The sequence below is a fragment of the Dyella sp. EPa41 genome, assembly GCF_016586165.1.
Taxonomy (GTDB): domain Bacteria; phylum Pseudomonadota; class Gammaproteobacteria; order Xanthomonadales; family Rhodanobacteraceae; genus Dyella.
Window position 1 is genome coordinate 1 of sequence record NZ_BCPR01000067.1, and the last position, 26,515, is coordinate 26,515.

A 26,515-nucleotide genomic window follows, 5' to 3' on the forward strand; every position below is an offset into this window, starting at 1 on the left:
CATGGCAGCACGATCCACGCCACCAGCACGGCAACGACAAGGAGCAGCAACAAGAGATTGATCAGGAAGTTCATGATGCTTTCCTCAGCGTCCAGCCAATGCATCGACGATGTTCAGGCGCATGGCGCGCAGCGCCGGCAGCGCACCCACCAGCAAGCCGATCGCGATCATCAGCACCAGTCCCAGGATCCAGCTGTTCGCGCCGACGCTCGGCAGGTTGAGCATGCCGCCGCTGCCGGCACTTACCGCAGGCACGATCAGCGCGGCGATGCCCAGCCCGATCACGCCGCCGAGCACCAGCAGCAATACCGACTCCGCCAGCACGATGCCGAGCACGCTACGGTTCGAGAACCCGATGGTCTTGAGCACCGCCAGTTCGCTGGTGCGCTCGCGCACCGCCTGCATCATCGTGTTGCCCGACAGCAGCAGCAGCGTGAAGAACACCGCGCCCATGATCGAACCCACGATCAGGCCAATGTCCGCCAGCTGTTTCATCCAGTTGGCGGTGGCGGCCTGTTCGGTCTGCGTGCGGGTTTCGTGATCGGAGTTGGCCGAGATGGCATCGATGGCCTTGGCCACGCGATCCGCCTGGTTCACGTCGGTCACGCGCGTCACGTACCAGCCCACCGTGCCTCGGTTGAACGGCGTGGTCTCGTCGAAGTACTTCCAGTGCAGCAGCAGCATCTGGTCGTAGAAGCCACCGGCCTTCTTGTCCTTCGAATGCATGATGCCCACCACGTCGAACGTCCAGTTCTTGCTGCCCTGGCGATTCGGGAAGATGGTCGACTGCAGCGGAATCTTGTCGCCCACCTTCCAGTTGAAACGCTTGGCCAGCTTTTCGCCCACCAGGACGCCGGTGCGCGTGTCGTCGAACGCCTTGCGCTCGGCGGCACTCACCTCGATCTCGGGATAGAGGTCGATGTAGTTGGGCTCGACCGCAAAGCTGAAGACCTGGTTGTGCGGATCCTGGTAGGCGCCACCGAACCAGTTCGCGTAGGTCACCATCTTGACGCCCGGCACCTGCTGGATCTGTGCTTCCAGCGATTGCGGCAAGGTCTGGATGAAGGAGAGCTTTGAACCGGTCTGCAGGCGCTGGGCACCGTTGGCGCTCTGCCCGGCCTGGTTGAACGAGGTACGCACGGCGTCGAGCATGCCGAACAGCAGGAACGCGGCGATGATCGACACCAGCGTGAGTATCGTGCGGGTCTTGCGCCGGAACAGCGCCGCCCAGATGAGATGGAAATATTTCATCGCCGCATCCTCACGCGATGGCCTGTTCGACCAGGGTGCCCTTGTCCAGATGCAGGGTGTGGTTGGCGTACTCGGCCGCCTTGGGATCATGCGTGACCATCACGATGGTCTTGCCGTGCTCGCGGTTGAGCACACGCAACAGGCCGAGCACTTCCTCGGCCGACTGGCGATCCAGGTCACCCGTCGGCTCGTCGCATACCAGCAGCGTCGGGTCGGACACGATCGCGCGCGCGATCGCCACGCGCTGCTGCTGGCCACCGGACAGTTCGCTGGGCTTGTGCGAGGAACGCTCGCCCAGGCCCACCAGTTGCAGCGCGATGGACGCGTTCTTGCGGCGCTGCGCGGCGGACAACTTGGTCAGCAGCAGCGGCAGTTCCACGTTGCGCTGCGCCGAGAGCATCGGCATCAGGTTGTAGAACTGGAACACGAAGCCCACGTGCGAGGCGCGCCATTTGGCCAGCGAGCCGCCGTTCAATTGATCGAGGCGCTGGCCGGCCACGGTAATGCTGCCACCGCTGGGCGTGTCGAGGCCGCCGATGAGATTGAGCAGGGTCGTCTTGCCCGAGCCCGACGGCCCCATCAGCGCGAGGAAATCACCCTCGGCAATGTCGAGGTTGATGTGATGCAGCACTTCCACTTTCTGCTTGCCGCGCTCGTACACCTTGGAGAGGTCGCGGGTTTCGATCAACGTGTTCATGCCTGGGCTCCCGTTTCGGTTCGCGTCGCCATGCCGGCGCGCGTGATCATTCGCTGCGATGGAGTACTGCTTATTCCTTCGGCTTGGCGGTGGTCACCCGCGCGCCGTCCTTCAAGGTTTCCGGTGGCGACACCACTACCGTGTCGCCCGCCTCCACACCGGCCGGTACCCGGCGTACGTCGTCCTTGCCGGTGGCTTCCGGCGTCACGGTGCGCTGCTGCGCCTTGTCGCCCGCTACCAGGAACACCACGGCGTGGCCGTCGCGCTGGGCGATCGCCTGGCTGGGAACCAGCACGCCCTGCGGCGCCTGCACGTTCTGCCGTGCTTCCTTCGATTCGAGGAAGGACACGCGCACACCCATGTCGGGCACGATGCGCGCGTCCTTGTGCTCCAGCGCGACGCGCACCTTCACCGTGGCCTTGCCGCGATCGGCGGCAGGCACGATGGCGATGACGTGGGCGGGGATCTTCCAGTCCGGATACGCGTCCAGCACCGCCTCGGCGGGCATGTTCGGCTTCACGCGACCGATGTACGCCTCATTGACGTCCACGTCCACTTCGAGCGAATCCATGTCCACCACGGTGCCGATGCCGGTGCGGGTGAAACCACCGCCCGCGGAGAAGGGCGACACGATTTCGCCCACCTGCGCATCCTTGGTGGTGATCACGCCGTCGAACGGCGAGCGGATCACGCAATAATCGAAGTTGACCTGCGCCTCCACTACCTGCGCATCGGCCGCGGCCGCGTTGCGCTGCTGCGACAGCAATTGCGCGCGCGTGCTGTCGACCTGGGTGCGCGCCTGCTCTGCCGTCTGCTTGGCGACCAGGCCTTTTTCGGCCAGCGATTCCATGCGCCCCGCATCGCGTTGGTTCTGCGCCAGTTGGGCCTGGAACTGGTCCACCAGCGCATGCGATGCGGCAGCCTGCTTGCGCGCGGCCTCCAGGGCGGCGCGGTACTGCGAATCGTCAAGGCGGGCCACGATCTGGCCCTGTTTCACGTGGTCGCCTTCCTCGATCAGCACATGCGTAAGCGTGCCGGTGATCTGCGCCGATACCGTGGCCTGCCGGCGCGCGGTGACGTACCCCGTCGCCTGCAGCACCGCACCCGCCGCGGCGTTCGATGCCGGCGACTGTGCCTGTGCGGTCTGCACTTCGATCGCGCGCGAGCCCATCAGCCACCAGCCTGCCAGCCCCGCCAGCACGACCACCGCCACGACGCCGCCGACGATCCATGGCCAGCGCCCCGGGCCTCCGCCGTGGGCTTCGCGCTGGTCTTTGTCGATGCGCAGTTCCTTCAATAGATCCGCATTCGCCACAAGCTCTCCCTGCCGGCCCCCGCCGGTTCCTCGGTGTCGCAAACGATGCTGGAGCGGCTGGATCGCCGCCAGAGGTCCCCATCAGGTGTCGGCAGTGACAGCTGTCACCCCGCGGGACCGGAAAACCGGCTCCTTGTACAGGCAAGCGCCCGGTGAAAAAAGCTGACGTGACAGGCGACTGGCGCGCCGGGGCCAGGGTGATAACCTTGCCGGACCATGCCCTACGCCATCACGCCTCCCGCCGTTCCCAGCCTGCCGGTGCTCGGCAGCGACCTTCGTTTCCCGGTCCGCCGCATCTTCTGCATCGGCCGCAACTACGCCGAGCACGCCCGAGAAATGGGCGCCACGGTGGACAAGGACACGCCGCTGTTCTTCTGCAAGCCCGCCGATGCCATGGTGACGGATGGCGCCGACGTGCCCTATCCGCAGGCCACCGGCGACCTGCACCACGAAGTGGAAATGGTGGTGGCGCTCGGCGGCGGTGGTCGCGATATTCCGGTGGCACAGGCCGAGAGCCTGGTCTGGGGCTACGGCGTGGGCCTGGATCTGACCCGTCGCGACCTGCAGGCGGTGGCCAAGGCCAAGAGCCACCCGTGGGATGTGGCCAAGGCGTTCGATCATTCCGCGCCGGTATCGGCCCTGCGCCCCGCGAGCGAGGTGCGTCTCGGCGCTGACACCACGCTGACGCTCAGCATCAATGGCGAACAACGCCAGCTGGGCAAGCTCGGCGACATGGTGCATGGCGTGCCCGAGATCATCGCCATCCTGTCGACCTTGTTCGAGTTGAAGGCGGGCGACCTGATCTTCACGGGCACACCGGCGGGCGTGTCGGCGCTGAAGCGCGGCGATCGCTTCCACGCTGAACTGGCCGGCGTCGCGGTGTTGGAAGGCCACGTGACCTGATTAGCCGGGGCGCGCCGGAGGTGCAGCATCTTGCGAAAAGCGGGAGGCCGCGCCTTCGCAGGATGCGGAAGATGCTGAATCCATGGGCGTTTGGGGGACCGGACATGCCTGTCGTCCCTTGCCCTGCTGCGCTAGAGTCTGCCCTGCCATCCAGCCCAGGGAGAGAAGCATGAGCATGCTCAAAGAGTTCAAAGAATTCGCCATGCGTGGCAACGTCATCGACCTCGCGGTCGGCGTGGTCATCGGCGGCGCGTTCGGCAAGATCGTCACGTCGCTGGTGGATCAGATCATCATGCCGCCGATCGGCATGCTCACCGGCGGTATCGATTTCTCCCAGATGAAATGGGTGCTCAAGCCGGCCGACAACAGCGACCCGGCGCACAAGATCGCCGAAGTCGCGATCGGCTACGGCACCTTCATCAACACGCTGATCCAGTTCATCATCATTGCGTTCGCGATCTTCGTCGTGGTCAAGGCCATCAACAAGCTCTCCCGCCGCGAAGAGGCTGCACCGGCCGCGCCGCCGGCCGATGTGGTGCTGCTCACCGAGATCCGCGATCTGCTCAAGTCCCAGAGCCAGAAGTAGGCACGCGCCATGCGCGGCGGAGAAAGGCGCCTTCGGGCGCCTTTTTCATGGACGGGATCATCCGCTCCCCGGCCATGCGCCCATGACTTCTGGCCTAAGCGGGTCTTGGCGGGCACGCGATAATCGTTGTTTCCGCCCAAGGAGCTGTCCCATGCGCCGTCTGCCCCTTTCGTTCCTCGCCGCCAGCCTGATGCTCGCCATCGGCACGGCGAACGCCGCCACACCAACCACCATTCCCGCCGCAGCCGTAAAGACGGCCGAACAGCTGCGCGACAAGGCGATGAACGACAACACCGCCTATGACATCGTCACCTCGCTGACGACCGAAGTGGGTGCCCGCCTCGCCGGAAGCCCGGCTGACCAGCGTGGTCGCGACTGGGCGGTCGCCAAGTTCAAGGCGCTCGGCTTCGACAAGGTCTACACCGAGGAAGTGAGCTACCCGCTGTGGGAGCGCCGCAGCGAGCACGCCGAGATCGTCGGTCCGTTCCCGCAGTCGCTGGACCTGATTGCGCTGGGTTATTCCGCCGGCACGCCGAAGGGTGGCCTCACCGCGGAAGTCGTGCGCTTCGACAGCCTCGAGGCGCTGAAGAACGCCGATCCGGCCAGGGTGAAGGGCAAGATCGTCTACGTCGACGCGCGCATGGAACGCCACAAGGACGGCCACGACTACGGCATCGGCTCCGCAGTGCGCGTCGGCGGTCCGGTGATCGCCTCGAAGATGGGTGCCGCCGGCTTCCTGCTGCGTTCGGCAGGCACCGACGCCAACAGCCGTACGCCGCATACCGGCGTCACCGGCTTCCGCGACCCGAAGGAAGCGATCCCCGCGGCGGCGCTCTCCAATCCGGATGCCGACCAGCTGACGCGCATCGTGGGTTACGGCAAGCCGGTGACCATCAAGCTCGACCTCGATTGCGGCATCACCGGCACCTACCACGGCGCCAACGTGATCGGCGAAGTCACCGGCAAGAAGCATCCGGACCAGGTCGTGGCGATCGGCGGCCATCTCGATTCGTGGGATCCGGGCACGGGCGCCATCGACGACGGCGCGGGCGTAGCCATTGCCATGGCGGCGGCCAAGCTGATCCACGACATGCCGCAGCGTCCGGACCGCACCATTCGCGTGATCGCATTCGCGAATGAGGAAATGGGCCTGTGGGGCGGTCGCGCCTATGCCGACAAGCATGGCGCCGAAGTGAAGAAGTTCCAGCTCGGCACCGAGTCGGACTTCGGTGCGCGCAAGGTGTGGCGCATGAGCGCCAGCGTGAAGCCGGAAGCGCGCGGCGCGATCGACCAGATCGCCAAGGTGCTGGAACCGATCGGCGTGGCGTACGACGCGAAGGCGCCGGGCGGCGGTGGTTCCGACCTCTCGCAGATGCATGGCAAGGGCATGGCGGCGCTCACCCTGACCCAGGACGGCACCGACTACTTCGACTACCACCACACCGCCAACGACACGCTCGACAAGATCGATCCGAAGGAGCTGGCGCAGAACGTGGCGGTGTATGCCGCATTCTCGTACATGGCCGCCCAGGCCAACGGCGATTTCGGCTCGGCACCGGGCGCATTCAAGGGCGACGGCGCAGAAGAGTGATCGTCGCGCAGGAAGGCAAAAGGGCGGCCGGATGGCCGCCCTTTTTTATTCCCAGAACGCCCAGGTTTCTGTAGGAGCGCACCCAGTGCGCGATAAGCCTTCCAAGTAAACCGCAAAGTCCGTTCAGTACGGAACCGTCGCGGCGCTGCGGTCGCGCACGGGGTGCGCTCCTACATTTATCTCGCCTTCCCTCAGGTGGCCTCGGCAGGCCGTGACTTCCGCTTGCTCGAAAACCGCTCGTGCAGGCGATCAAGGTACAGATAGATCACCGGCGTCAGGTACAGCGTCAGCACCTGCGACACCAGCAGGCCGCCTACCACGGCCAGGCCGAGCGGGCGGCGCGTCTCCGCACCAGCGCCCAGGCCCAGCGCGATCGGCAAGGTGCCGGCGAACGCCGCCATCGTGGTCATCATGATCGGACGGAAACGCACGTGGCAGGCTTCGACGATGGCCTTGGCCGGCTCGAGGCCCTCATTTCGCTGCCGCTCCAGGGCGAAGTCGATCATCATGATCGCGTTCTTCTTCACGATGCCGATCAGCATCACGATGCCCACGAACGAGAACAGATCCAGCGGCGCCTGGAAGACCATCAAGGTCAGCAGCGCGCCCACGCCCGCGGACGGCAGGCCCGAAAGAATGGTGAGCGGATGGATGAAGCTCTCGTACAGGATGCCCAGCACCAGGTAGATCACGAATACCGCCAGCGCCAGCAGCAGGCCCATGCCCTGCATGGAATCCTGGAACGCCTGCGCCGTGCCTTGCACGCTGCCGGTGATCGACGCGGGCAGGTTCATCTGCTTCATGGCCCGATCGATGCTGGCCACGGCCTCGCTCAGGCTGACACCGGGCGCGAGGTTGAACGACACCGTCACCGCGGGAATCTGGCCCTGGTGGTTCACGGTGAGCGCCTGCGGCTTGCGCTCGAAACTCGCCACCGCATTGAGCGGCACCAGCGTGCCATTGCTCGCCGTGACGTACAGTTGCGAGAGCACGTCGATGTCGTTCTGCAGCGAGTAGTACACCTGCAGGATCACCCAGTACTGCGATGACGATCCGTAGATGGTGGAGATCTGGTTTGCACCGAAGGCCGAGCCCAGCGCGCTCTGCACCTGGTCCATGGTGAGGCCGAGCGTGGCAAGCTTGTCGCGATCGACATTGACGCGTACCGACGGCCCGTTCAGATCCAGGTCGCTGGTGACGTCCTGGAAGCCCGGCAACTTGCTGAAAGCCTGGATGACCTTGCCGGACCAGCTGTAGAGCGCATCCGTATCGATGGACTGCAACGTGTACTGGTACTGCGCCTTGGATTGGCGGCCGCCGATCTGGATCGCCGGCGGATTCTGGATGTACGCGCGAATGCCAGGCACCTGCGCGAACTTCTGGCGCAACTCCTGGATGATCCCGTCGGGGTTGAGTTCACGCTCGCTGGCGGGCTTGAGTCGAAGCAGCAGCGAACCGTTGTTGGTGGTGGTGCGCGCGCCGCCCGCGCCCACCGAGGACATGTACGCCTCGATGTTCGGATCATCGGCGACGATCTTCGCCAACGCCTGCTGGCGATCACCCATGGCGCGCACGGAGATGTCGTCCGGTCCTTCGACGTTGACATTGAGCTGGCCCGAATCGCCCGCCGGGATGAAATCCTTGTTCACCACCGCGAAGAGCAGGCCCGTCAGCAACAGGCTGCCGAAGAACGCGCCCAGGATGGTGCGCGGATGGCCGACCGCCCAACCGAGCGTGTTGACGTAGCCACGGCGCACGCGCTCGAAGCCGGCATCGAACCACAGCACCACGCGCGCCTTCTTCTCGTGCTCCGCATGCCGCAGGAAGCGGCTGCACAGCATCGGGGTGAGCGTGATCGAGACGAAGCCCGAGATCAGGATCGCCACGCTCAAGGTCACCGCGAACTCGTGGAACAGGCGCCCGACGATGCCGCCCATGAACATCACCGGCAGGAACACCGCCACCAGCGACAGCGTCATCGAGAAGATGGTGAAGCCGATCTCGCTGGCGCCCTTGAGCGAGGCCTCGTACGGATCCATGCCGTCTTCGACGTGGCGCACGATGTTCTCGAGCATCACGATCGCATCGTCCACCACGAAGCCGACCACCAGGGTCAGCGCCAGCAGCGAGAGATTGTCCAGGCTGTAGCCCAGCGCGAACATCGACCCGAAGGTGCCGATGATGGACACCGGCAATGCCAGCGCCGGGATCAGCGTTGCCGACGCGTTGCCGAGGAACAGATAGATCACCAGCACGACCAGCACGCCCGCCAGCAGCAGGGTGAACTGCACGTCATCCACAGACGCGCGGATCGATTCGGAGCGGTCGTACAGCACGGCGAGCTTGATCGAGGGCGGCAATGTGGCCTCGAACGTGGGCAGCACGGCGCGGATGCGATCGATGGTCGCCACCGTGTTGGAACCCGGCTGGCGCTGGATGGCCAGCACGATCGCGCGCTCGCCGTTGTACCAGCTCGCCACTTGGTCGTTCTGCACGCTGTCCTCGGCCTTGCCGAGGTCCGACAGTCGCACCGGCGCGCCGTTGCGATACGCCACGATGATGCTGTTGTAGAGGTTCGCGCGCGGCAGCTGGCCGTCCGAGCGGATCGACAGCAGCTGCCGGTTGCCGTTGAGCGAGCCCGTGGCCAGGTTGACGTTGGCATTGGCGATCGCGGTCTGCACCGTATCGATGCCGATGCCGCTCGCGGCCAGCTTCTGCGGATCGACGCTGACGCGCACCGCGTACTTCTGCGAGCCATACACGTTCACCTGGGCCACGCCGTCGATGGTGGACAGGCGCTGCGCCAGCTGCGTCTCGGCGTAATCGTCCACCACCGCCAGCGGCTGGGTACGCGAACGCAAGGTGAGGTAGATGATGGCCGCGTCCGCCGGGTTCACCTTGCGGAAGGTGGGTGGCGTGGGCATGTTCGTCGGCAGCTGCCGCTGCGCGGAAGAAATGGCCGCCTGGACGTCCTGCGCCGCACCATCGATGTTGCGATCCAGCTCGAAGGTAATGGTGATCGAGGTGGAACCCAGGGCACTGGTCGAGGTCATCGACTGGATGCCGGCGATGGTCGAGAGCTGGTTTTCCAGGGGAGTCGCCACCGCGGTCGCCATCGTCTCGGGCGCCGCGCCAGGCAGGCTCGCGTTCACCGTGATGGTGGGGAAGTCGACATTCGGCAGCTCGTTGACGGGCAGCTTGGGATACGCCGCGATGCCGAACACCAGCAGGGCCACCATCAGCAGCGTGGTCATCACCGGCCGCTTGATGCAGAGTGCAGGCAGGTTCATAGGCGACGCCCGCTCAACTGTTGTCGGTCACGATGCGCACGTGCGCACCATCCACCAGCAGCAGCTGGCCATCGACCACCACGCGCTCGCTGCCGGTCAACCCCTTCTCGATCACGATCTGGTTGCCGCTGCTCGGACCTGCCGTGACGATACGCTGCGTCACGGTGCCATCCTCGTTGAGCACGAACACGAAGCTGCCCAGCGGCGAATTCTGCAGCGCCACCACGGGCACCGTCACCACGTTGGTCAGGCGCGTGGTCGGCAACAGGACTTCCACGAACTGGCCCGGCGTGAGTTGGTCGCTGTCATTGCCGTAGCGCGCCTTGAGCTGGATCGTGCTGGTGGTCGCATCGACCGCGTTGTTGATGAAGTCCAGCTCGGCCTGCATCGCCGGTTGCCGGGTGCCGGGAATATTGACGGTCACCGGCACGCTGCCGCGCGCCATCGATTCCTTGATGCCTGCCAGGCCGGTTTCGGGGATCGAGAACGTCACATGGATGGGCCGGATCTGGTTGAGCACCACGATCGAGGTATCGTTCTCGGTGACCTGGGCACCGGGATAGATCAACGGCGCACCGGCGATGCTCTCGAACGGCGCCTTGATCTGCGTGTAGCCCAGTTGCGTGCGCGCGAGTTCCACCGCGGCCTTGTCGGCTTTCACCGAAGCGGCGTACACGCCTTCGTTCGCCTTGTAGGTGTCGTAGTCCGACTGCGCCACATAGCCCTTGCCGAGCAGCGGCTGGTAGCGCTTGAGCACGGTCTGTGCGTTCTGCAGCTGCGCCTCGTCCTTCGCGAGGTTGCCCAGCGACTGGTCGAGCTGCGCCTGCAGCAGGCTGGGATCGATGCGGATGATCGTCTGCCCTTCCTTGACGTGCCCGCCCGGCGTGAACAGCAATTCCTGCAGCTGCCCGCTGACGCGCGCCTGCACGGTGACGGTGGAATAGGCTTCGGCGCGACCAATGACCTTCAGCGTGAGGTCGAGGTCGCCGTGATGCGCGTTCGCCACCTTCACCGGCACGGCCACCTGCGGTGGCGGCGTCTTCGCCGATGAGCGGCCTCCGCTGCGAAACCACTGCACCGCCACCACGGCCGCTATCAGCACCGCGATCAGCAGCACCAGTTTTTTCGGGGACATACGCTGCATCGAGTTCTCCGACCATCGAACCGCGGCGGCTTGCCGGCATGCATCGGCAACGACGCCTATCGGCTGCGATGTGCATCACAGGGAGTGCCGGCACCTGCTCCACCCCGGTGCACCGCACCGGTCATTGTGATGCACGCGGCGCCGATGACCCGCACGACCGACAGCACTTGGCAAACGGCTCGCCATGCGGCAGGCATCGCGACATTCGCGATATCCATGCCTCTGGTAACGCACTACCCCGTCCGAAGTCACCACACTGTCGCACGCCCGTAGCCGAATACGCGCTGCATGCGGCATCGCGGAGGTGGAGCGACTATGCCTCGCCATCCTCGGGAGCCAGGCCGCCATCCAGCGCCTGCAGGTTGTCCTTCATGCGGTTGAGCACGCCCAGGGCCTGCTGCAGTTCGGGTACCGTGATGCCGCGCGTGGCGTCCTTGCGCAAACCGACGGCGATCTCTTCCATGTCTGCGATGACGCTGCGTGCCTGGTCGGTGACGTAGAGGCGCCAGGCGCGGCGATCCTTGGGATCGGGGCGGCGCTCGACGAAGCCCGCGGCCTGCAGCCGATCGATGACGCGCCCCACGGCGATCGGCTCCATCTCCAGCTGTTCGGCCAGTTCGGTCTGGCGCAGGCCTTCGCGGTAATAGAGCATCTTGGTGGCCCGCCACTGTGCGCGGGTCAACCCGAATTTCACGGCACGTCTGTCGAAGTGCTTGCGGAACAGCAAAGTCACATCGCCCAGCAGATAGCCAAAGGAAATGTCTTCCGCTTTAGTCATAGTGGTGATGCCAGTTCGCGCCAGTCAGTGTAGCGTCAAGCATACGTCGCAAGTTCTCGCGAAGCCATGTCCATTGAGATCATCACCGCCGACATCACCCAGCTGAACGTGGACGCCATCGTCAACGCAGCCAACCCTGCCCTGCTCGGCGGCGGCGGCGTCGATGGCGCGATCCACCGCGCCGCAGGTCCGGAACTGCTGCACGCCTGCCGCGCACTGCCCCAGGTGGCCCCAGGCGTGCGCTGCCCCACGGGAGAAGCCCGCGTCACGCCAGGCTTCCTGCTCTCCGCACGCTACGTCATCCACACCGTGGGTCCAGTGTGGCACGGTGGCCTGCGGGGCGAGCCGGCGCTGCTGGCGAGCTGTTACGAGCAAAGCATGATCCTCGCGTTGGAGCATGGCATCGACTCCGTGGCTTTTCCGGCCATCAGTTGCGGCGTGTACGGCTATCCGCCCGAACTCGCGGCGCCCGTCGCGCTGCGCAGCGTTGGCGCGTCGATGCCGGCCGGCGCTTCCATGCAGGTGCTCATCTGTTGCTTCGGCGATGCCATGGCCTCGATCTGGCGAGCTGCGCTCAACGACGCAGGTTGAAGGGATAAAGCGGTGGCAGCGGCGTGGCGTCCGATGCGGCTCCGCCCTCCTCTCGCCAAGCGAAGCCATCGCGAAATACCGCGGCCAGTCGATCGCCGAGTCCGCCTTCCTCCGTACCCGCATAGCGCTTGCGCTGCAAGGCTGCGATGGCTTCGCGTTGAGCATCCGACGCGAGCGCATGCGAGAGCTCACCCAGATTCTGCAGGGCGGGACGATCCGCGCGCGCCCAGGCCAGCAGGGTGTTCACCTGCGCCCCCACATCACCGCCGCGTGCGGCAGCCAGGAACGCCGCGCGCAGTTTCGACGGCGATGGCGCCGCGGCGGATGCCGCGGGCGCCACTACACGACGCGAGCGCCACCACCACCACGCTGCAACGCTCACCAGCCACAGGCCTATGCTTCCCAGCGCGATCCATCGCCACGGTGTAGCGCTCGCTGCCGCTGGTGATGGCGCAGGCGTCGCCTCCTGCGTGGTCGACGGTTGCGCAACGGTGGGCGCCTGGCCCGGCGCGGCGCCAACGGCAGGCAGCACCGTGAAAGTCTGCGCGGGGATGCGCGCCACCTCGGGCTGATCGGTCACCACGTTCCACCAGGTCAGCGTGGTTTCCGGAATGGTGAGCGTGCCGGGACGATTGGGCACGATCGCGAAACCCTGCTGGCGGCGCCCGACCAGCCATTGGCCATCCACATGCGTGGCATTGACCGGCTTGTCCGGGTAGACGGTGGCGCCATCCAGGGTCGGCAGGCTCAACGCCGGCAACGCCTCGTAGGGCAATCCGGTCGCCTGCACGCTCATTACCAGGTTCAGCGGCTGGCCCACGCGCAAGTCGCCGTGCGAGGGGCCGCCATCCAGGGCCAGGTTCAGGTCGCGCGCCGGCAACCAGGTGGTGCGTGCCGCCTGCGCAGGCGCGGCCTTGGCGTTGATGGACACGCCGGGAGAAGACGCCGAGACCGGCGTGCCGCTGCCGAAGAAGGCATTGGGATCGGCCATGCTGACCATGTCGCCCTGGAACGCCACGGGCGGAATGTCCAGCCGCCCTTCGCGTTGCGGCGTCAGCGCATAGCGGCGCTCGATGACGTTGTAGCGTCGCCCGCCTCGCTCGGCCTGGTAATTGATCTCGTTGCCAAGCCGTCGCACGTCGACACCGGCCAGCTGGGGGTCTTCCAACGCACCGTTGGTAAGGTCCGCGGCAAAGAACAACCGCAGCGTGTAGATCCTCTGCTGGCCCACGTAACCATCGGCGGGATCGACCACGGCTTCGAGAAAGACGTCTTTACGTCCCGCTGCGGCGGCATTGGGGTCGGGGTCGACGACCTGCAGCTCAAGCGGCGCCGTGGTGCCTCCGGCGAACGACAACGGGGGAACATGCAGCGTGCCCGTATGCAGCGGGCGCAATGCCACGCCGACCGTGACCTGCGCCGAGCGCCTTCCGTTGATGATGCTGATGCTGGTGTTGCTGGAGGAACCGAGCACCGCGAAATCACGGGCCAACGCGCTCAGGTCCGGCGTCTGCACCATGCCGCCGCCCTGCGATCGCAGGTTGAGCGTAACCGTTTCACCAAGCTCCACGCGCGTACGATCGAGCGTGGCCTGGACATCGGCAGCGGCGGCGGCGAGCGGCCACAGCAGCGCGAAGAGGCACGCGAGGATGGCGAGGTGGCGCGGCTTCACGGGTTGTCGTCCCCTGGTGGCACGGCATCGTGACGTTGCCGGTATTCGAGATCGAACTTGCGACGCAGCAGGGCACCCGGATCATCCGGCACGCGCTGCAACGCCTGTCGTACATCGGCCGGCAATTTCGCCTGGGCATCATCCGTCGCCACTTCGCCCAGCTCGTGGCTGGCAGATTGCGGCGAGCGCTGCGCCTTGCCGAGCGCCTGGTCCATCTGCTTTTGCAGGGCCTGCTGCGCCTGCTGTTCGCGCGCGCGCTGCCTGGCCTGCTCCTGCGCACTTTGTGGCTGCATGCCCGATGCCTCGTCGGGCTGCTGGCCGGGTTGCGTGCGCCCGTTGGCGTCCTTGTCGTTGCCGTTGCCGTTGCCTTGCGCATTGCCCTGCGCCTGCTGCGAACGCTTGCCCTCGTCGCCGTTCTGCTGCGCCTGGTCTTCATGCTGACCCGACTGTCCCTTGGCATCGTCAGGAGGCGTCGTCGACGGCCCCTGGGCCGACTTGCCCTTGTCGTTCTGCGCGCCCTTTTGCGGCGGGGGCTTCGAGGGTTGTTTGCGCATCCAGTCCTCGACCGCCTTGCGGTTGCTCGCCGCATCCGCATTCGCGGGGTTCGCCTTGAGCGCGCGGTCGTAGGCATCGAGCGCCCCCTGATAATCGCCCTGCTTGGCGAGGGCATTACCCAGGTTGTACTGGGCATCACTGCCCGTCGCGTCGCGCAGCGCCTTGGCGGCGGCTGCGTAGTCACCGGCACGATAGGCTGCCGCTCCTCGCAACGCCGGATCACGCGCCAGCTGCTGCGCCTCCTTCGCCTGCCCGCGCTCCAGTGCCGAAGAGGCCTGTTGATCGGGCCGCAGCCACAGGTCGGACCAACGGCTCGCATGGGCGGTGCCAGGGATGCCCGGCGACAGCATCAGGGCCATCACGACCAGCCAGCCGCGCCGGAAGGTCATGGCCGCGAGCGGCAACAGCGGCAACAGCAGCCAGGGGCCGCGATCCTGCCACTCGTCGCCGCGCTGGTCGGCGGCCAGCGCAACGGCGCCGTCCGTTTTCAGCTCGCTACGCAAGGCGTCGATGTCGGCATGATCATCCGTCGCCGTCACGTAGATACCGCCGCCCGCGCCTGCCAGCGCACGCAGCGCCGCGTCGTCACGGCGTGCCATCGACAGGCCGCCTTGGGAGTCGCGTTGAAAGCTCTGGTCGGAAAGCGGCACCGGACCACCTTGCAGCGTGCCCACGCCGAGTACCGATACGCGCACGCCTGCCTCGCGGGCCTTGCGAGCCGCGGATTGAGCGGCGGCATCCACGGTGTCGGTGACCAGCACCAGCGATCCTCCACCCACCTTGGCATCGCGTATCAGGTTCACGCCACGTTCGATCGCCTGGGCAGCGTTGTCGCCATCGACAGGCATCGTGTCCGGCGCCAGCGCATCGAGCAGCTCATTGAGGCTCGACGCATCCGTGGTGAGCGGCGCCACCACGAATGCCTCGCCGGCGTAAGCAACCAGCGCATTCAGTCCATCGTGGTTGGCGGACAGCAGATCACGCACCTTGTAGCGCGCACGATCCAAACGACTGGGCGCGACGTCACGCACCAGCATGTGCTGTGACAGCGACAGCGCGACCACCTGGGCAGCGCGTTGCGCATAGAGCGGCTGCGCGACGCGGCTCCAGGTCGGGCCCGCCATGGCCAGCGTGGCGAGCAGCCATCCCACCACAAGCAAGGCGGCAGGCGACCGCCGCCGCTGCTCGCGGCCTTGCAGCAAGTATGGAAGCAGCTCGGCGTCCACCAGACGTTCAAGCGCTTCGCGCGCCGTGCTGCGCCGGGTCATCAGTGCCAACAACAAGGGCAGCGCCAGCAAGGCGAGCAGCCATGCGGGCCGCAGGAAATGGAACTGCTGCCACGCTTCGCTCATGCAGCCACCTCCAGCCGTCTCGCTCGCGGCAGGATCGTGGCGAGCCACGCCAGCACGGCCAGCGCGAGCGGCCATCGGAACAGTTCATGGCGCGGGCGCAGTGATGGACCCTGCTGGCGCATCGGCTCCAATGCGTCGATGGCGCGATACGCATCGGTCAGCTGGCTGGCGTCGGTCGCCCGGAAATAGCGGCCACCGGTCTGGCCGGCGATCGTGCGCAACATCCCTTCGTCCAGATCAGCCGACGGGTTGATCGTGTGCGTGCCGAACAGGTCGGGAATGCTCATCTCGGTGGCGCCAATGCCGATGGTGTAGACGCGCACACCCGCGGCCTTTGCCGCGTTGGCGGCATCCAACGGCGCGATATTCCCCGCGTTGTTGACGCCATCGGTAAGCAGCACCACGACGCGAGCCTGCGCCGGCAGATTGGCGAGTCGTTTCACGGCAACGGCGATGGCATCGCCGATGGCCGTCTCGGTGCCTGCCAATCCCACGGCAGCGCCCTGCAGTTGCGCGCGCACGGCGTCGAGGTCGTAGGTCAACGGCGTGACCAGATAGGCGCGGCTTCCGAACAGGATCAATCCCAGCTCGTCGCCGCCACGGCGGGAAATGAAATCTCCCGCGATGGCTTCCACCGCACCGAAGCGGCTGACGGAGCGCCCGCCCAGTTGCATGTCATCGGTGCGCATGCTGCCGGACAGATCGACCGCCAGCATCAACGCACGACCACTGCGTTGCTGTGCCTGGGGCGGCCCCACCCATTGCGGTCGCGCAGCCGCCGCCAGCAGGAAAAGCCATGCCAGGAGCAGCAACCACAGGCGCCAACCGCCGCGCCCTTCCCGCTCGCTGGCAGCCAGATGAAGGCCCGGATGCGGCAGATGCAATGCCTGCCCAGGTTCCGCGGCGCGCAGCAGGCGGCGCAGCAGCCAAGGCAAAGGCAGCAGCACGAACATCCACGGCCATGCGAACTCAGGCATGGCCACTCTCCGAGAGCAGGCCCCGGGAGGGCGCCATCCGCGCCCGCCTGTTGCGTTGGCGCCAGGCGGCCAGTAGCCAGCGACGAACCGCTGCTGCTGCCGCATCAATGTCGAAGTCAGCCTTTGGCTTGTACATGGCTGCTTCCAGCATCATCAGCGTGTCGAGCGTTGGAGCATCCTGCATCACCGAGGCCAGCGTTGCGCGCCACGCCTCGCCTCCCTGTCGCGAGTTTGCGCCATCCAGGCGCAATGCCGCGCGCCGCAACAAGGCATGAAGCCCGGCTGCCAATTGCTGTGGCCGCTGGCGATGTCGCGCAACCAGAGCATCCACCGCCGCAACCAGCGCCTGTTCCGACGCGCGTCGCCGGCGATGCCTGCGCCAAAGCCACAGACCCGCACCGACGCATAGCAGCGCAAGCGCCGTGACGATCCACCATCCCGGCGCGGGCGGCCACCAGGCGGGTGCGGGCGGCATATGGATGTCGCGCAGGGCCGGTCCATTGGCGGGCGATGCCGCAGCGGGAACGGCGATCATCACCGACGCACTCCCGGCGACAGCAGCGACAACACGGCATCGAGAGGATCACCCGCCGTATCGATGGTGCGATGGGGAATGCCAAGCGATTGGGCCAGGGCGTTCAGACGGGTCTGTCCCGCACCCAGCGCCTGCTGGAACTCGCGGCGTTGACGCTCGCCAAACAACATGACGTCGCGCCGCTCTCCTTCGTGCTCAAGGGGATAGCGACCGGCGGGTGGCAACGACAATTCCAAGGCATCCGCCACGACCAGCACGCGCACGCCCGCCTTGCCGTTGAGATCGAGCAGGCGGCCCCGTGCGGCATCATCGCAGCTGAGTCCGTCGCTGATCACCAGCACGCGGTTGGCGCCACGCATGAGGCGGCCCGCACGCAACACGGCGTCAGATAGCAGTTCAGGAGATGGGGCGAGGGATGGATCGTCCCAATCGGCGAGCGCCCCGCAAACGGCGAGCGAACCCCGAGTGCCGGCCAAAGGCCGCAACAGGCGCTGGCCACCACCGAACTCCATCAGGCCGACGCGTTCACCGGCACGCACCACGTACCAGGCGGCGAGCGCGGCCGCACGCGCCGCCTGCACCGACTTGAATCGCGCGCGGGTGCCGAAGCGCATGCTCGCATGGGTGTCCAGCAGGACCAGCAACCGGCCCTCGCGTTCCTCCTGGAACAATTTGGTGTGCAGACGGCCGCTACGCGCCGTCAAACGCCAGTCCATGCGACGAACATCGTCACCGGGCTGGTAGACGCGCGACTCGGCGTAATCCATGCCCCGGCCGTAAAGACGGCTATGTTGCTGGCCAGCGCGCATCGCCCGGCTTTCGAGCCGCGGCAGGGCTGCCTTGGCAACACGGCCGCGCAACGCCACCAGCTCGGCGAGACGAACCCGCGTGCGGCCGTCGCCATCGGAGGTATCCAGTAGCGCGCTCACGGCAGCGGCACGAGGTCCAGTACGCGCTTGATCACCTGGTCGGGGCGTACACCCTCGGCTTCGGCCTCGTAGCTGAGCAGCACGCGGTGGCGCAGCACTTCATGGGCGATGGCGTGCACGTCTTCGGGCAGCGTGTAATCGCGGCCCGCCAGCCACGCGTGCGCGCGCGCGCAACGATCGAGCGCAATGGTGCCGCGCGGACTGGCGCCCCATGCAATCCACCGCTTGAGCTCCGGTCCGTAGGCGCCCGCATGGCGCGTGGCCAGCACGATCTGGGTCAGGTATTCCTCCAGCGCCGGAGCCATGTGGACCGCGAGCACGGCGTCACGCGCACTGAAGACGTCCGCCTGGCTGAGGCTGGGGCGTTGCGACGGCACCGGGTGCAGGCTGCGGCGCGCCTGTTCCCGCGCGAGCTGGAGTATCGCCAGTTCCGATGCCGGATCCGGGTAATCGATCGTCACATGCATCACGAATCGGTCGAGCTGGGCCTCGGGCAAGGCGAACGTACCTTCCTGCTCGATCGGGTTCTGGGTCGCCATCACCATGAAGAGCTCGGGCAGTGCCCAGGTGCTGCGGCCCACGGTGATCTGCCGCTCTGCCATGGCCTCCAGCAGGGCCGACTGCACCTTGGCCGGCGCGCGGTTGATCTCGTCGGCCAGCACGATGTTGTGGAACAGCGGGCCGCGCTCGAACTCGAAATTGCCCGATTGCGGCCTGAACACGTCCGTGCCGGTCAAGTCAGCCGGCAACAGGTCCGGCGTGAACTGAACGCGGTGGAAATCCGCCTCGACGCAGCCGGCCAGGGCCTTCACCACCGTGGTCTTCGCCAGGCCCGGCGCGCCCTCGACCAGCAAGTGGCCGTCGGCCAGCAGGGCGATCAGCAGGCAATCGATCAGGTGCGGCTGGCCGATCACGCTGCGCTGCAGCTCATCACGCACGTGCAGGAACGCCTGTTGCAGGCGAGATGAAGGCGTGGCCTCGGGCATATCCATCGATGTTTCCGTCTTGGGGAGCGCTAAGACAGACCTTACCGCGCCCAAGAAGTTTAATGGCCATGACTTTTGGCGGCGCGAGGCCCGTGTTTACCGGGCGGAAACACGCTTGAAAAGAAAAAGGGCGGCACAAGGCCGCCCTTTTCATCTCATGTGCATCGCCTTATTGCAGGCTCTCGCTGAGGATGCGCGGCGTCACGAAGATCAACAGCTCCGCCTTGTCGCTCTGGCGAGACGTATTGCGGAACAGGATGCCGAGGCCCGGGATATCACCGAGGCCAGGCACCTTGGTCGCGCTGTTCTGCTTGGTGATCTCGTAGATGCCACCCAGCACCACCGTCTGGCCGTTGTCGACCAGCACCGAGGTGTTGATCTCACGCGTATCGATCGTGGGGACCTGGCCGCTGCCGGGAACGGTCACGTAGCCAGCGAGCGCATCCTTCTTCACGTTGATCATCAGGTAGACGCGATTGTCCGAGGTGATCGTCGGCGTCACCTTCAGCTCCAGCACCGCATCCTTGAACTGCACCGTCGCGGTGCCGCTGCCAGCCGCACCCGTCGAGCTGTTCTGATAGGTCACATAGCCGATCTCCTGACCCTGGCGGATCACGGCTTCCTGCTGGTTGGCCGTGATGACGCGCGGGCTGGAGATCACTTCGCTGCGGCCTTCGGTCTGCGCAGCGGACAGCTCGAGATCCAGCGCGTAGTTCTTGCCGAGGATGCCGAGGGCGAAGCTGCCGCCGTTCGTGGTGGAGGGCAGGTTGACGTTGATGCCGCCTGCCGTGCCATCGCCGTTACTCTTGCCACCCGTCGACAGTACCTGACCGCTGGGATTGGTACGGGCTCCCTGCACGCCAAACTTGGCACCAAGCTCGCGAGTGAAGTTGTCCGTGGCGATCACGATGCGCGACTCGATCAGTACCTGCTGTACCGGCTTGTCGAGGATCGAGATGAGCTCACGCAACTCGCGGATCTTCTGCGGGTTGTCGTTGATCAACAGCGTGTTGGTGCGGTCATCGAACGACACGCTGCCGCGCGACGACAGGAAACCGCGCTGCGTATTTCCACTGCCGCCACCACTGCCCGTACCTGCCAGACTGCCCTGCGTCAGCAGCTTGGCGATGTCCTTCGCCTTGCCATAGCTGATCGGCACGTAATCGGTAACGAGCTCGGCGTTGTCTTCGGCCTTCAGTCGGGCGTCGGCGATGCTCTGCTCATACTTGGCAAGCTCTTCCTGCGGCGCAATCCAGATCACGTTGCCGTTGCGGCGCTTGTCCAGGCTCTTGGCGCGCAGCACGACGTCCAGCGCCTGATCCCACGGCACATTCACCAATCGCAAGGTGACGCTGCCGCCTACGGTATCGGAAGCCACCAGGTTCAGGCCGGAAATATCCGCCAGCAGCTGCAGCGCCGAGCGAACCGGAATGTCCTGGAAGTTGAAGGTCACACGGTTGCCGGAATAGGCCGGCTCCTGGCCCTTGGCCAGCTTGGCGTCCGCCTTGGCGTCCTTCTTCTTGGGCGCCACTTCGACGACGTACTGGTTGCCGCTCTGGTACGCCGAGGTCTCGATGCTGCCCTTGGTATCGATTTCCATGTGCGCGCCACCGCGCACGCCCGCCTTGGTCACGACGGACTGCACCGGCGTGGCGAAATCAAGCACGTCCAGGCGCTGCGCCAGGTTGCTGGGCAGGTTGGCATGGTCGATATCGACCACGACCTTGTCGCCCTGGCGCTTCATGTCGGCATTGGCGCCGGCACCGCTGAAGTCGATCAGGATGCGGCCTTCGCCGTTCGGACCGCGGCGGAAATCGATATTGGACACCGACGGTCCATTGGCCATCGAAGGCAGCGCCTTGGAAGGATCAATGCTGGCTGCGGTCGTGGTGGTCGCCGCCTCCGTGCCGTTGTTCACCGTCAGCACCAGGCTGTTGCCTTCCACGCGGGAGCGGTAGGTGGAGTCGCGAACCAGCTCGACCACGACACGTGTGCGGCCGCCTGCGGAAACCGCGGACACACCGGTCGCGGCGCCCTTGCCGATGTCGAGGTGACGTGGCGCGGCGTTGTCGGTGTCGGCAAAGTCGACCGCGATACGCGGCGGATTGCCCGTGGTGAAAATCTTCGGTTCCGGCACCGGGCCCTGCGCGAAGTTCAGGTGCAGCTCGATACGGCCTCCCGGCAGCGTGTCGTAGCTGATGTCCTTCAGGGTGCTGGTGGCAGCGGCGGCCGCGCTCGACCAGGCGGCGCCGAGCACCAGCAGACCTGCGATCACGGCACTGCGAGTCTGGCGCATGACACGGCCTCGAACAGTTTTGATTTGGTTGGTCATTGCATCAGCCCCTGTTTCTTATTTCTCGCCAAGCGCGATGCTGGCGGGACGTTCCATCCAGCCACCATTTCCGTTGGATACCAGTTCCACCAGATCGATGTGGTCCTCGCCGATCGCGGTGACCCGACCATAGTTCTGGCCCATGTATTCATTGCGGTGGACCCGATGGATCACGCCCCCCGGATCCTTCACCAGGACTTCCATGCCGGCGCCGGTTCCCACGGTGCCGACCATCTTCAGGCTGTCCAGCGCGAACATTTCCAGCGGCTCCTTCGAGCGGTTTTCATCAGGCCGGGGCCCGGCATTGGCGTTGCCCTGCTGGAGCTCGGCCGTGCTCGGACTGAACGGGTCGCGCTTGTCCTGGTCGGCGTACTGGAAGGTCTCGAAGGTCTTGATGACGGGCAGCGCAGGAATGGGCGCGCCCTTCTTGTGTTTTTCCTGGTCGACCCAGTCGCGCAGGTCGGACATGCCGCGCGTGCAACCGCTGAGCACGAGTGCGACACCGAGCATCAAGGCGAAGCGCGTCACCTGGGCGGGCCTGATGGCAGCCAACTTACTCATTTCTGGCCCCCTTTCTTCGCCGGCGCCTTGCCGGTGGCCGACTTGGCATTGGCTGCCTTGGCCTCCGCGCTCTCGTCATCTTCCAGGTAGCGGTAGGTCTTGACGGTGCCCTGAAGCACCAGAACGCCACCACCACCCTTCGCATCCTGGTTCTTCGGCGTCAGCGACACGTCGTGCAGGGTCAGGATGACCACGCGGGGCAACGACGCCACGCCGCTGATGAACGTACCGAACTGGTGATAGGTGCCCACCATGCGCAGTTGGATCGGCTTCTCGGCGTAGAAGTCCTTCGGGGCTTCCGGACCCGGCTGGAACAGCTCGGTCTCGAGGCCGGCCGACAGGGCCGTCTGCGAGATGTCCACCAGCAATTCGGGCATCTCGGTCTTGCTGGGCAGTTGGCGCAGCAGCTGGCGCAGCATGTCCTGCATCTCGTCGAGCTGCTGTTGCAGCGCCTCGAGGTTCACGGACTTGGCCTGCTTCTGCGAGAACTCCTGCTTGAGCTGCTCTTCCTTGTTGGCCGCCTGCTCCAGCGTGCTCTGCTGATCGCTGACGTAGAGGTACCAGCCAAGGAACATCACGATGGCGAACAGCAGCACCGTGAAGAAGATCTTGACCGACTTGGGCCAGCCACCGATGTTGTTGCGATCGAGACTCTGCAGGTCGTTGAGGAACTTCATGACTTGGCTCCTCCGTTAGCGCCTGCAGAACCCTCTGGCTTCGGCGCGGCCGGAGCCGTGCTTGCCGGCGCCGGCTTGGCCGGTGCGCCAGCCGCGGGAGTCGGCGCATTTGCCGGAGCCTGCGACGATGCCGGCAATACCGGCGTATGCGCATCGTCCGAGCCTTCGCCGCCCTCTTCCTGCTTGGGTCGGCTCAACGCGACGTCCAGGCCGAAGGCATACGGCATGCGCGAATCGCCCTTGTGCGTGTTTTCCGTCTTGCGCAGGTCGGCATGGCCCATCCACGGCGACGACTCGATGTTGCGCATGTACTCGGCGACGCTCGCGTTGGACTGCGCGACACCTTCCAGCGTCATGGAGTCGCCGACCTGCTTGAGGCCACCGAGGCGGGCGCTTGCCGGAATCGTCTTCACCAGTTCGTCGAACAGGTGGACCATCTGCGAACGATTGGCCTGCAGTTGCTCGATGATCTGCTTGCGGGCCAGCAGGCGCTCGCGGACCTTTTCCAGGTCCTTGATCTTGGCGATGCGCTCGTCGAGCTGCTTGATCTCGCCCTGCAGGTAACTGTTGCGCTCGTTCTGGTTGTCGATGCGCATGTCCATCCAGAACACCCAGAGGAACAGCACCAGCACGGCCGCCACGAAGGCCGCGGCCAGCTGCATGAAGAACTCGCGCTCTCGCTGCTTGCGGCGTTCGGTACGCCAGGGAAGTAGGTTGATGTGTGCCATCAGTCGAAGCTCCTGAGCGCGAGGCCGACGGCGATCATCAGCGCCGGCGCGTCCTGTGCCAGCGACTGTGCCTGCACGCGCGGCGACAGCGACATGCGCGCCAGCGGATTGGCCACGACGCACGGCACGCCCAGCTGGTCCTCGAGCATCGGGCCGATGCCTTCGATGGATGCGCAGCCGCCGGCCAGCACGACCTGGTCCACCTTGCTGTATTCGCTGCCCGCGAAGAAGAACTGCAACAGGCGGCTGATCTGCTGGATCAGCGATTCCTTGAAGGGTTCCAGCGCCTCGCTTTCATACGATTCGGGCAGACCGCCCTTGCGCTTGGCACGACCGGCCTCCTCGTAGGAGAGCCCGTAGCGGCGCATGATTTCGTCGGTGAGCTGCTTGCCGCCGAACACCTGCTCGCGCGAGTAGATCGTGCGCTGGTTGCGCAGCACCGACAGCGTGGTCATCGTGGCGCCGATATCGACGACGGCGACCAGGGCGTCGCGGCCGACGTTCAACTGGTCGGCCACCATCGCGAAGGCGTTTTCCATCGCGAAGGCCTCGACGTCGATGACCTTGGCGGAAAGGCCGCCCAGGTCCAGCGCGGCCACGCGCATGTCCACGTTCTCGGTGCGCGAGGCAGCGAGCAGGATGTTGTTCATTTCCGGGTTGTCGCGCACCGGACCCAGCACCTCGAAGTCGAGGCTCACTTCCTCGATCGGATACGGGATGTACTGGTTCGCCTCGACCTGGATCTGGCCTTCGAGGTCGTCGTCGGAAAGCTCGCTCGGCATCGGGATGATGCGGGTGATCACGGCCGAGCCCGCCACCGCGGCTGCCGCGTGCTTGAGCTTGGAGCCCGAGCGCGCCAGCGCGCGCCGGATGGCCTCGCCCACCGCCTCGACCTCGACGATGTTCTTTTCGACCACTGCATTAGGGGGCAGTGGCTCGACCGCGTAGTGTTCTACGCGATAGCGACCGCCGGCTTGGCTGAGCTGCAGCAGCTTGACGGCTGTCGAACTGATGTCGACGCCAACAAGCGGCGGCTTCTTGGGTGTAAAGAGCCCCACGATTTTCCCCCTTGCCCCTGAACGCCCCCTCCTGTATCGGAGGGATACGCGACGGCATTAAAACCAAAAATTAATGTAATGGCAACGGCCTACGAGCTTTTTCTCGACTCATTCGCGTGACGCCATCCACACTTGGCCCAACTCGTCGATGGCCTGCTTTTTGCTGTGACGCGCTCGGTTCATGCCCGAGATACTGCTACATCTATACTCTGAGTTGTTTTGACTCACGTCTCGCAAACACCCAAATCATGCAAATTCTTAAGCGGTTGCTGCGCTGGATACTGATCCTGGCTTTTACGGGTTTGCTGCTGGGTGTCGCGGCGATCGGTGTGGCCTACTGGCTGATTTCCCCCCGTCTTCCCTCGGTGGCCGTCCTTAAGGACTACCACATGCAGGTGCCATTGCGGGTGTTGTCGGCCGACGGCAAGTTGATCGCGAGCTTCGGCGAGACCCGCCGTATCCCGGTCGCCATCGGCGGGGTTCCCGAGCGCCTCAAGCACGCCGTGCTGGCGGCCGAAGACGCCAGCTTCTACCAGCACCCCGGAGTGGACTGGCACGGCATCGCCCGCGCCGGATGGCACGTGGTCGTTTCCGGCGGCGACAAGGGCCCCGGCGGCTCCACCATCACCCAGCAGGTGGCCCGCAACTTCTTCCTGAGCCCCGAAAAGCTCTATTCCCGCAAGCTGACCGAGATCTTCATCGCCCTGCGCATGGAGAGCGAGCTGACCAAGGACCAGATCCTGGAGCTTTATCTCAACAAGATGTTCCTGGGACATCGCTCCTACGGCGTGGCGGCGGCCGCTTCCTACTACTACGGCAAGACGCTCGACCAGTTGAGCGTGGCCGAGTGCGCGACGCTTGCCTCCACCTTCCAGCTGCCGTCGGTGGTAAACCCGCTCAACAGCCCCAAACGCATGATTGCCCGCCGCAACTGGGTGCTCGGCCAGATGCTGGAGAACCACTACATCAACAAGGCCGAGTACGAGCAGGCCGTGGCCGAGGCCAACAATGCCTCGCCGCATGAGCCGCCGATCGAGGTGGACGCCCCCTACCTGGCCGAAATGGTGCGCCTGCAGGCACTCGATCGGCTGGGCAACGATGCCCTCACCGAAGGCTACGTGGTGAAGACCACCGTGCTGAGCACCCGCCAGCAGGCCGCCGTGGACGCCGTCCGCTCGGGGCTGGTCGAGTACGACCACCGTCACGGCTGGCGCGGCCCGGAGGCCCATCAGGAGCTGGGCGCCGATGCCAGCAACGAAGACATGGAACGCGCCCTGGCCGGCTTTACCGACATCTCGGGCATGCAGCCGGGCATCGTCACCGGGGTCGCCGGCGGCGAGACCAGCATCTACCTGGCCAGCCGCGAGACGGTGAAGCTGGGCGTCGAGCAGATGGCCTGGGCCCGCCCCAGGAGCGGCGGCAGCCTGCTCAAGCGCGGCGACATCGTGCGCGTGGTGCGCGACGAAAAGGGCAACTGGCAGCTGACCCAGATCCCCGCCGCCCAGGCCGCCCTGGTCTCCATCAATCCGGAGGACGGCTCGCTGCAGGCCCTGGTCGGTGGCTTCAACTTCCTGCGCAGCAAGTTCAACCGCGCAGTGATGGCGGCCCGCCAGCCCGGCTCCAGCTTCAAGCCGTTCATCTATTCGGCGGCGTTCGAGCGCGGCTTCACCCCGGCCTCGATCGTCAACGATGCGCCCCTGGCCCTGCCCGACCCGTCGCGTCCGGGCGGCCTGTGGACGCCCTCCAACGATGACGACAAGTTCGACGGCCCCATTCGCCTGCGCGAGGCGCTGGTGCAGTCCAAGAACCTGGTGTCGGTGCGCCTGCTGGATGCCATCGGCGTGCGCTATGCGCGCGACTACGTCACCCGCTTCGGCTTCAGCCTCGATTCCCTGCCCAGCAACCTGTCGATGGCGCTTGGCACGGCCTCGGTCTCGCCGATGAGCATGGCGCGGGGTTATGCGGTGTTCGCCAACGGCGGCTACCTGGTAACGCCGTTCTTCATCA

22 protein-coding genes are annotated in these 26,515 nt (G+C 65.7%); 5 read left to right on the forward strand and 17 right to left on the reverse strand.

Features of this window, described 5'->3' with window-relative positions; translation table 11 throughout:
- Positions 1-84: 84 nt before the first annotated feature.
- The 3 genes from JMF82_RS17390 to JMF82_RS17400 form a co-directional block, all read right to left on the reverse strand.
- Positions 85-1,251, reverse strand: coding sequence for an ABC transporter permease (locus JMF82_RS17390; RefSeq protein ID WP_201315814.1), 1,167 nt, complete (start codon positions 1,249-1,251; stop codon positions 85-87).
- 10 nt (positions 1,252-1,261) lie between these two features.
- Positions 1,262-1,948, reverse strand: coding sequence for an ABC transporter ATP-binding protein (locus JMF82_RS17395; RefSeq protein WP_201315815.1), 687 nt, complete (start codon positions 1,946-1,948; stop codon positions 1,262-1,264).
- A 70-nt stretch (positions 1,949-2,018) separates the two neighbouring features.
- Positions 2,019-3,263 carry an efflux RND transporter periplasmic adaptor subunit gene (locus JMF82_RS17400; protein ID WP_201315816.1) on the reverse strand — a complete coding sequence of 415 codons (1,245 nt, stop codon included), beginning with the start codon at positions 3,261-3,263 and terminating at the stop codon, positions 2,019-2,021.
- Positions 3,264-3,479: 216 nt separating this feature from the next.
- On the opposite strand from JMF82_RS17400, the gene JMF82_RS17405 reads away from it, so the two are divergent.
- The 3 genes from JMF82_RS17405 (at position 3,480) to JMF82_RS17415 (ending at position 6,343) form a co-directional block, all read left to right on the forward strand.
- Positions 3,480-4,166 carry a fumarylacetoacetate hydrolase family protein gene (locus JMF82_RS17405; protein WP_201315817.1) on the forward strand — a complete coding sequence of 229 codons (687 nt, stop codon included), beginning with the start codon at positions 3,480-3,482 and terminating at the stop codon, positions 4,164-4,166.
- Positions 4,167-4,335: 169 nt separating this feature from the next.
- Complete coding sequence (mscL, locus tag JMF82_RS17410) at positions 4,336-4,752, forward strand: large-conductance mechanosensitive channel protein MscL (RefSeq protein ID WP_201315818.1); 417 nt, start codon at positions 4,336-4,338, stop codon at positions 4,750-4,752.
- 151 nt (positions 4,753-4,903) lie between these two features.
- On the forward strand, positions 4,904-6,343 hold the full coding sequence (locus JMF82_RS17415; RefSeq protein ID WP_201315819.1) for a M20/M25/M40 family metallo-hydrolase: 1,440 nt from the start codon (positions 4,904-4,906) through the stop codon (positions 6,341-6,343).
- Positions 6,344-6,534: 191 nt separating this feature from the next.
- On the opposite strand, the gene JMF82_RS17420 is transcribed toward JMF82_RS17415, so the two are convergent.
- The 3 genes from JMF82_RS17420 to JMF82_RS17430 all read right to left on the reverse strand — a co-directional run bounded on the left by JMF82_RS17420 (position 6,535) and on the right by JMF82_RS17430 (position 11,555).
- Positions 6,535-9,633, reverse strand: coding sequence for an efflux RND transporter permease subunit (locus tag JMF82_RS17420; protein ID WP_201315820.1), 3,099 nt, complete (start codon positions 9,631-9,633; stop codon positions 6,535-6,537).
- A 13-nt stretch (positions 9,634-9,646) separates the two neighbouring features.
- The gene (locus JMF82_RS17425; RefSeq protein WP_307837988.1) at positions 9,647-10,777 is read right to left on the reverse strand and encodes an efflux RND transporter periplasmic adaptor subunit; all 1,131 of its coding nucleotides are present in this window, start codon (positions 10,775-10,777) and stop codon (positions 9,647-9,649) included.
- A gap of 313 nt (positions 10,778-11,090) precedes the next feature.
- On the reverse strand, positions 11,091-11,555 hold the full coding sequence (locus JMF82_RS17430; RefSeq protein ID WP_201315821.1) for a MarR family transcriptional regulator: 465 nt from the start codon (positions 11,553-11,555) through the stop codon (positions 11,091-11,093).
- 66 nt (positions 11,556-11,621) lie between these two features.
- On the opposite strand from JMF82_RS17430, the gene JMF82_RS17435 reads away from it, so the two are divergent.
- Complete coding sequence (locus JMF82_RS17435; protein WP_201315822.1) at positions 11,622-12,146, forward strand: O-acetyl-ADP-ribose deacetylase; 525 nt, start codon at positions 11,622-11,624, stop codon at positions 12,144-12,146.
- Here the strand turns inward: JMF82_RS17435 and JMF82_RS17440 are convergent.
- The 11 genes from JMF82_RS17440 to JMF82_RS17490 all read right to left on the reverse strand — a co-directional run bounded on the left by JMF82_RS17440 (position 12,130) and on the right by JMF82_RS17490 (position 24,508).
- Positions 12,130-13,818 carry a BatD family protein gene (locus tag JMF82_RS17440; protein ID WP_201315823.1) on the reverse strand — a complete coding sequence of 563 codons (1,689 nt, stop codon included), beginning with the start codon at positions 13,816-13,818 and terminating at the stop codon, positions 12,130-12,132. The two genes, JMF82_RS17435 and JMF82_RS17440, sit on opposite strands and share 17 nt — an antisense overlap.
- The gene (locus tag JMF82_RS17445; protein ID WP_201315824.1) at positions 13,815-15,725 is read right to left on the reverse strand and encodes a VWA domain-containing protein; all 1,911 of its coding nucleotides are present in this window, start codon (positions 15,723-15,725) and stop codon (positions 13,815-13,817) included. The genes JMF82_RS17440 and JMF82_RS17445 overlap by 4 nt, the downstream gene beginning before the upstream one ends.
- Positions 15,722-16,702, reverse strand: a complete 981-nt coding sequence (locus JMF82_RS17450; RefSeq protein WP_201315825.1) for a VWA domain-containing protein — start codon at positions 16,700-16,702, stop codon at positions 15,722-15,724. The genes JMF82_RS17445 and JMF82_RS17450 overlap by 4 nt, the downstream gene beginning before the upstream one ends.
- On the reverse strand, positions 16,695-17,237 hold the full coding sequence (locus JMF82_RS17455; RefSeq protein WP_201315826.1) for a DUF4381 family protein: 543 nt from the start codon (positions 17,235-17,237) through the stop codon (positions 16,695-16,697). The genes JMF82_RS17450 and JMF82_RS17455 overlap by 8 nt, the downstream gene beginning before the upstream one ends.
- The gene (locus tag JMF82_RS17460; RefSeq protein WP_201315827.1) at positions 17,237-18,166 is read right to left on the reverse strand and encodes a DUF58 domain-containing protein; all 930 of its coding nucleotides are present in this window, start codon (positions 18,164-18,166) and stop codon (positions 17,237-17,239) included. The genes JMF82_RS17455 and JMF82_RS17460 overlap by 1 nt, the downstream gene beginning before the upstream one ends.
- Positions 18,163-19,158 carry a MoxR family ATPase gene (locus tag JMF82_RS17465; RefSeq protein WP_201315828.1) on the reverse strand — a complete coding sequence of 332 codons (996 nt, stop codon included), beginning with the start codon at positions 19,156-19,158 and terminating at the stop codon, positions 18,163-18,165. Before JMF82_RS17465 ends, JMF82_RS17460 begins: the two co-directional genes overlap by 4 nt.
- Positions 19,159-19,321: 163 nt before the next feature.
- Entirely contained in the window at positions 19,322-21,448 is a 2,127-nt protein-coding gene (locus JMF82_RS17470; protein ID WP_236585542.1) for a type IV pilus secretin PilQ, read from the reverse strand.
- 54 nt (positions 21,449-21,502) lie between these two features.
- Positions 21,503-22,045, reverse strand: a complete 543-nt coding sequence (locus JMF82_RS17475) for a pilus assembly protein PilP (RefSeq protein ID WP_201315830.1) — start codon at positions 22,043-22,045, stop codon at positions 21,503-21,505.
- Entirely contained in the window at positions 22,042-22,722 is a 681-nt protein-coding gene (gene pilO, locus JMF82_RS17480; protein WP_201315831.1) for a type 4a pilus biogenesis protein PilO, read from the reverse strand. Before pilO ends, JMF82_RS17475 begins: the two co-directional genes overlap by 4 nt.
- Positions 22,719-23,450, reverse strand: a complete 732-nt coding sequence (locus JMF82_RS17485) for a PilN domain-containing protein (RefSeq protein ID WP_201315832.1) — start codon at positions 23,448-23,450, stop codon at positions 22,719-22,721. Before JMF82_RS17485 ends, pilO begins: the two co-directional genes overlap by 4 nt.
- Entirely contained in the window at positions 23,450-24,508 is a 1,059-nt protein-coding gene (locus JMF82_RS17490; protein WP_038614860.1) for a pilus assembly protein PilM, read from the reverse strand. Before JMF82_RS17490 ends, JMF82_RS17485 begins: the two co-directional genes overlap by 1 nt.
- A 248-nt stretch (positions 24,509-24,756) precedes the next feature.
- On the opposite strand from JMF82_RS17490, the gene JMF82_RS17495 reads away from it, so the two are divergent.
- Positions 24,757-26,515: transglycosylase domain-containing protein (locus JMF82_RS17495; protein ID WP_201315833.1), on the forward strand; the 1,759-nt coding region annotated here is incomplete at its 3' end.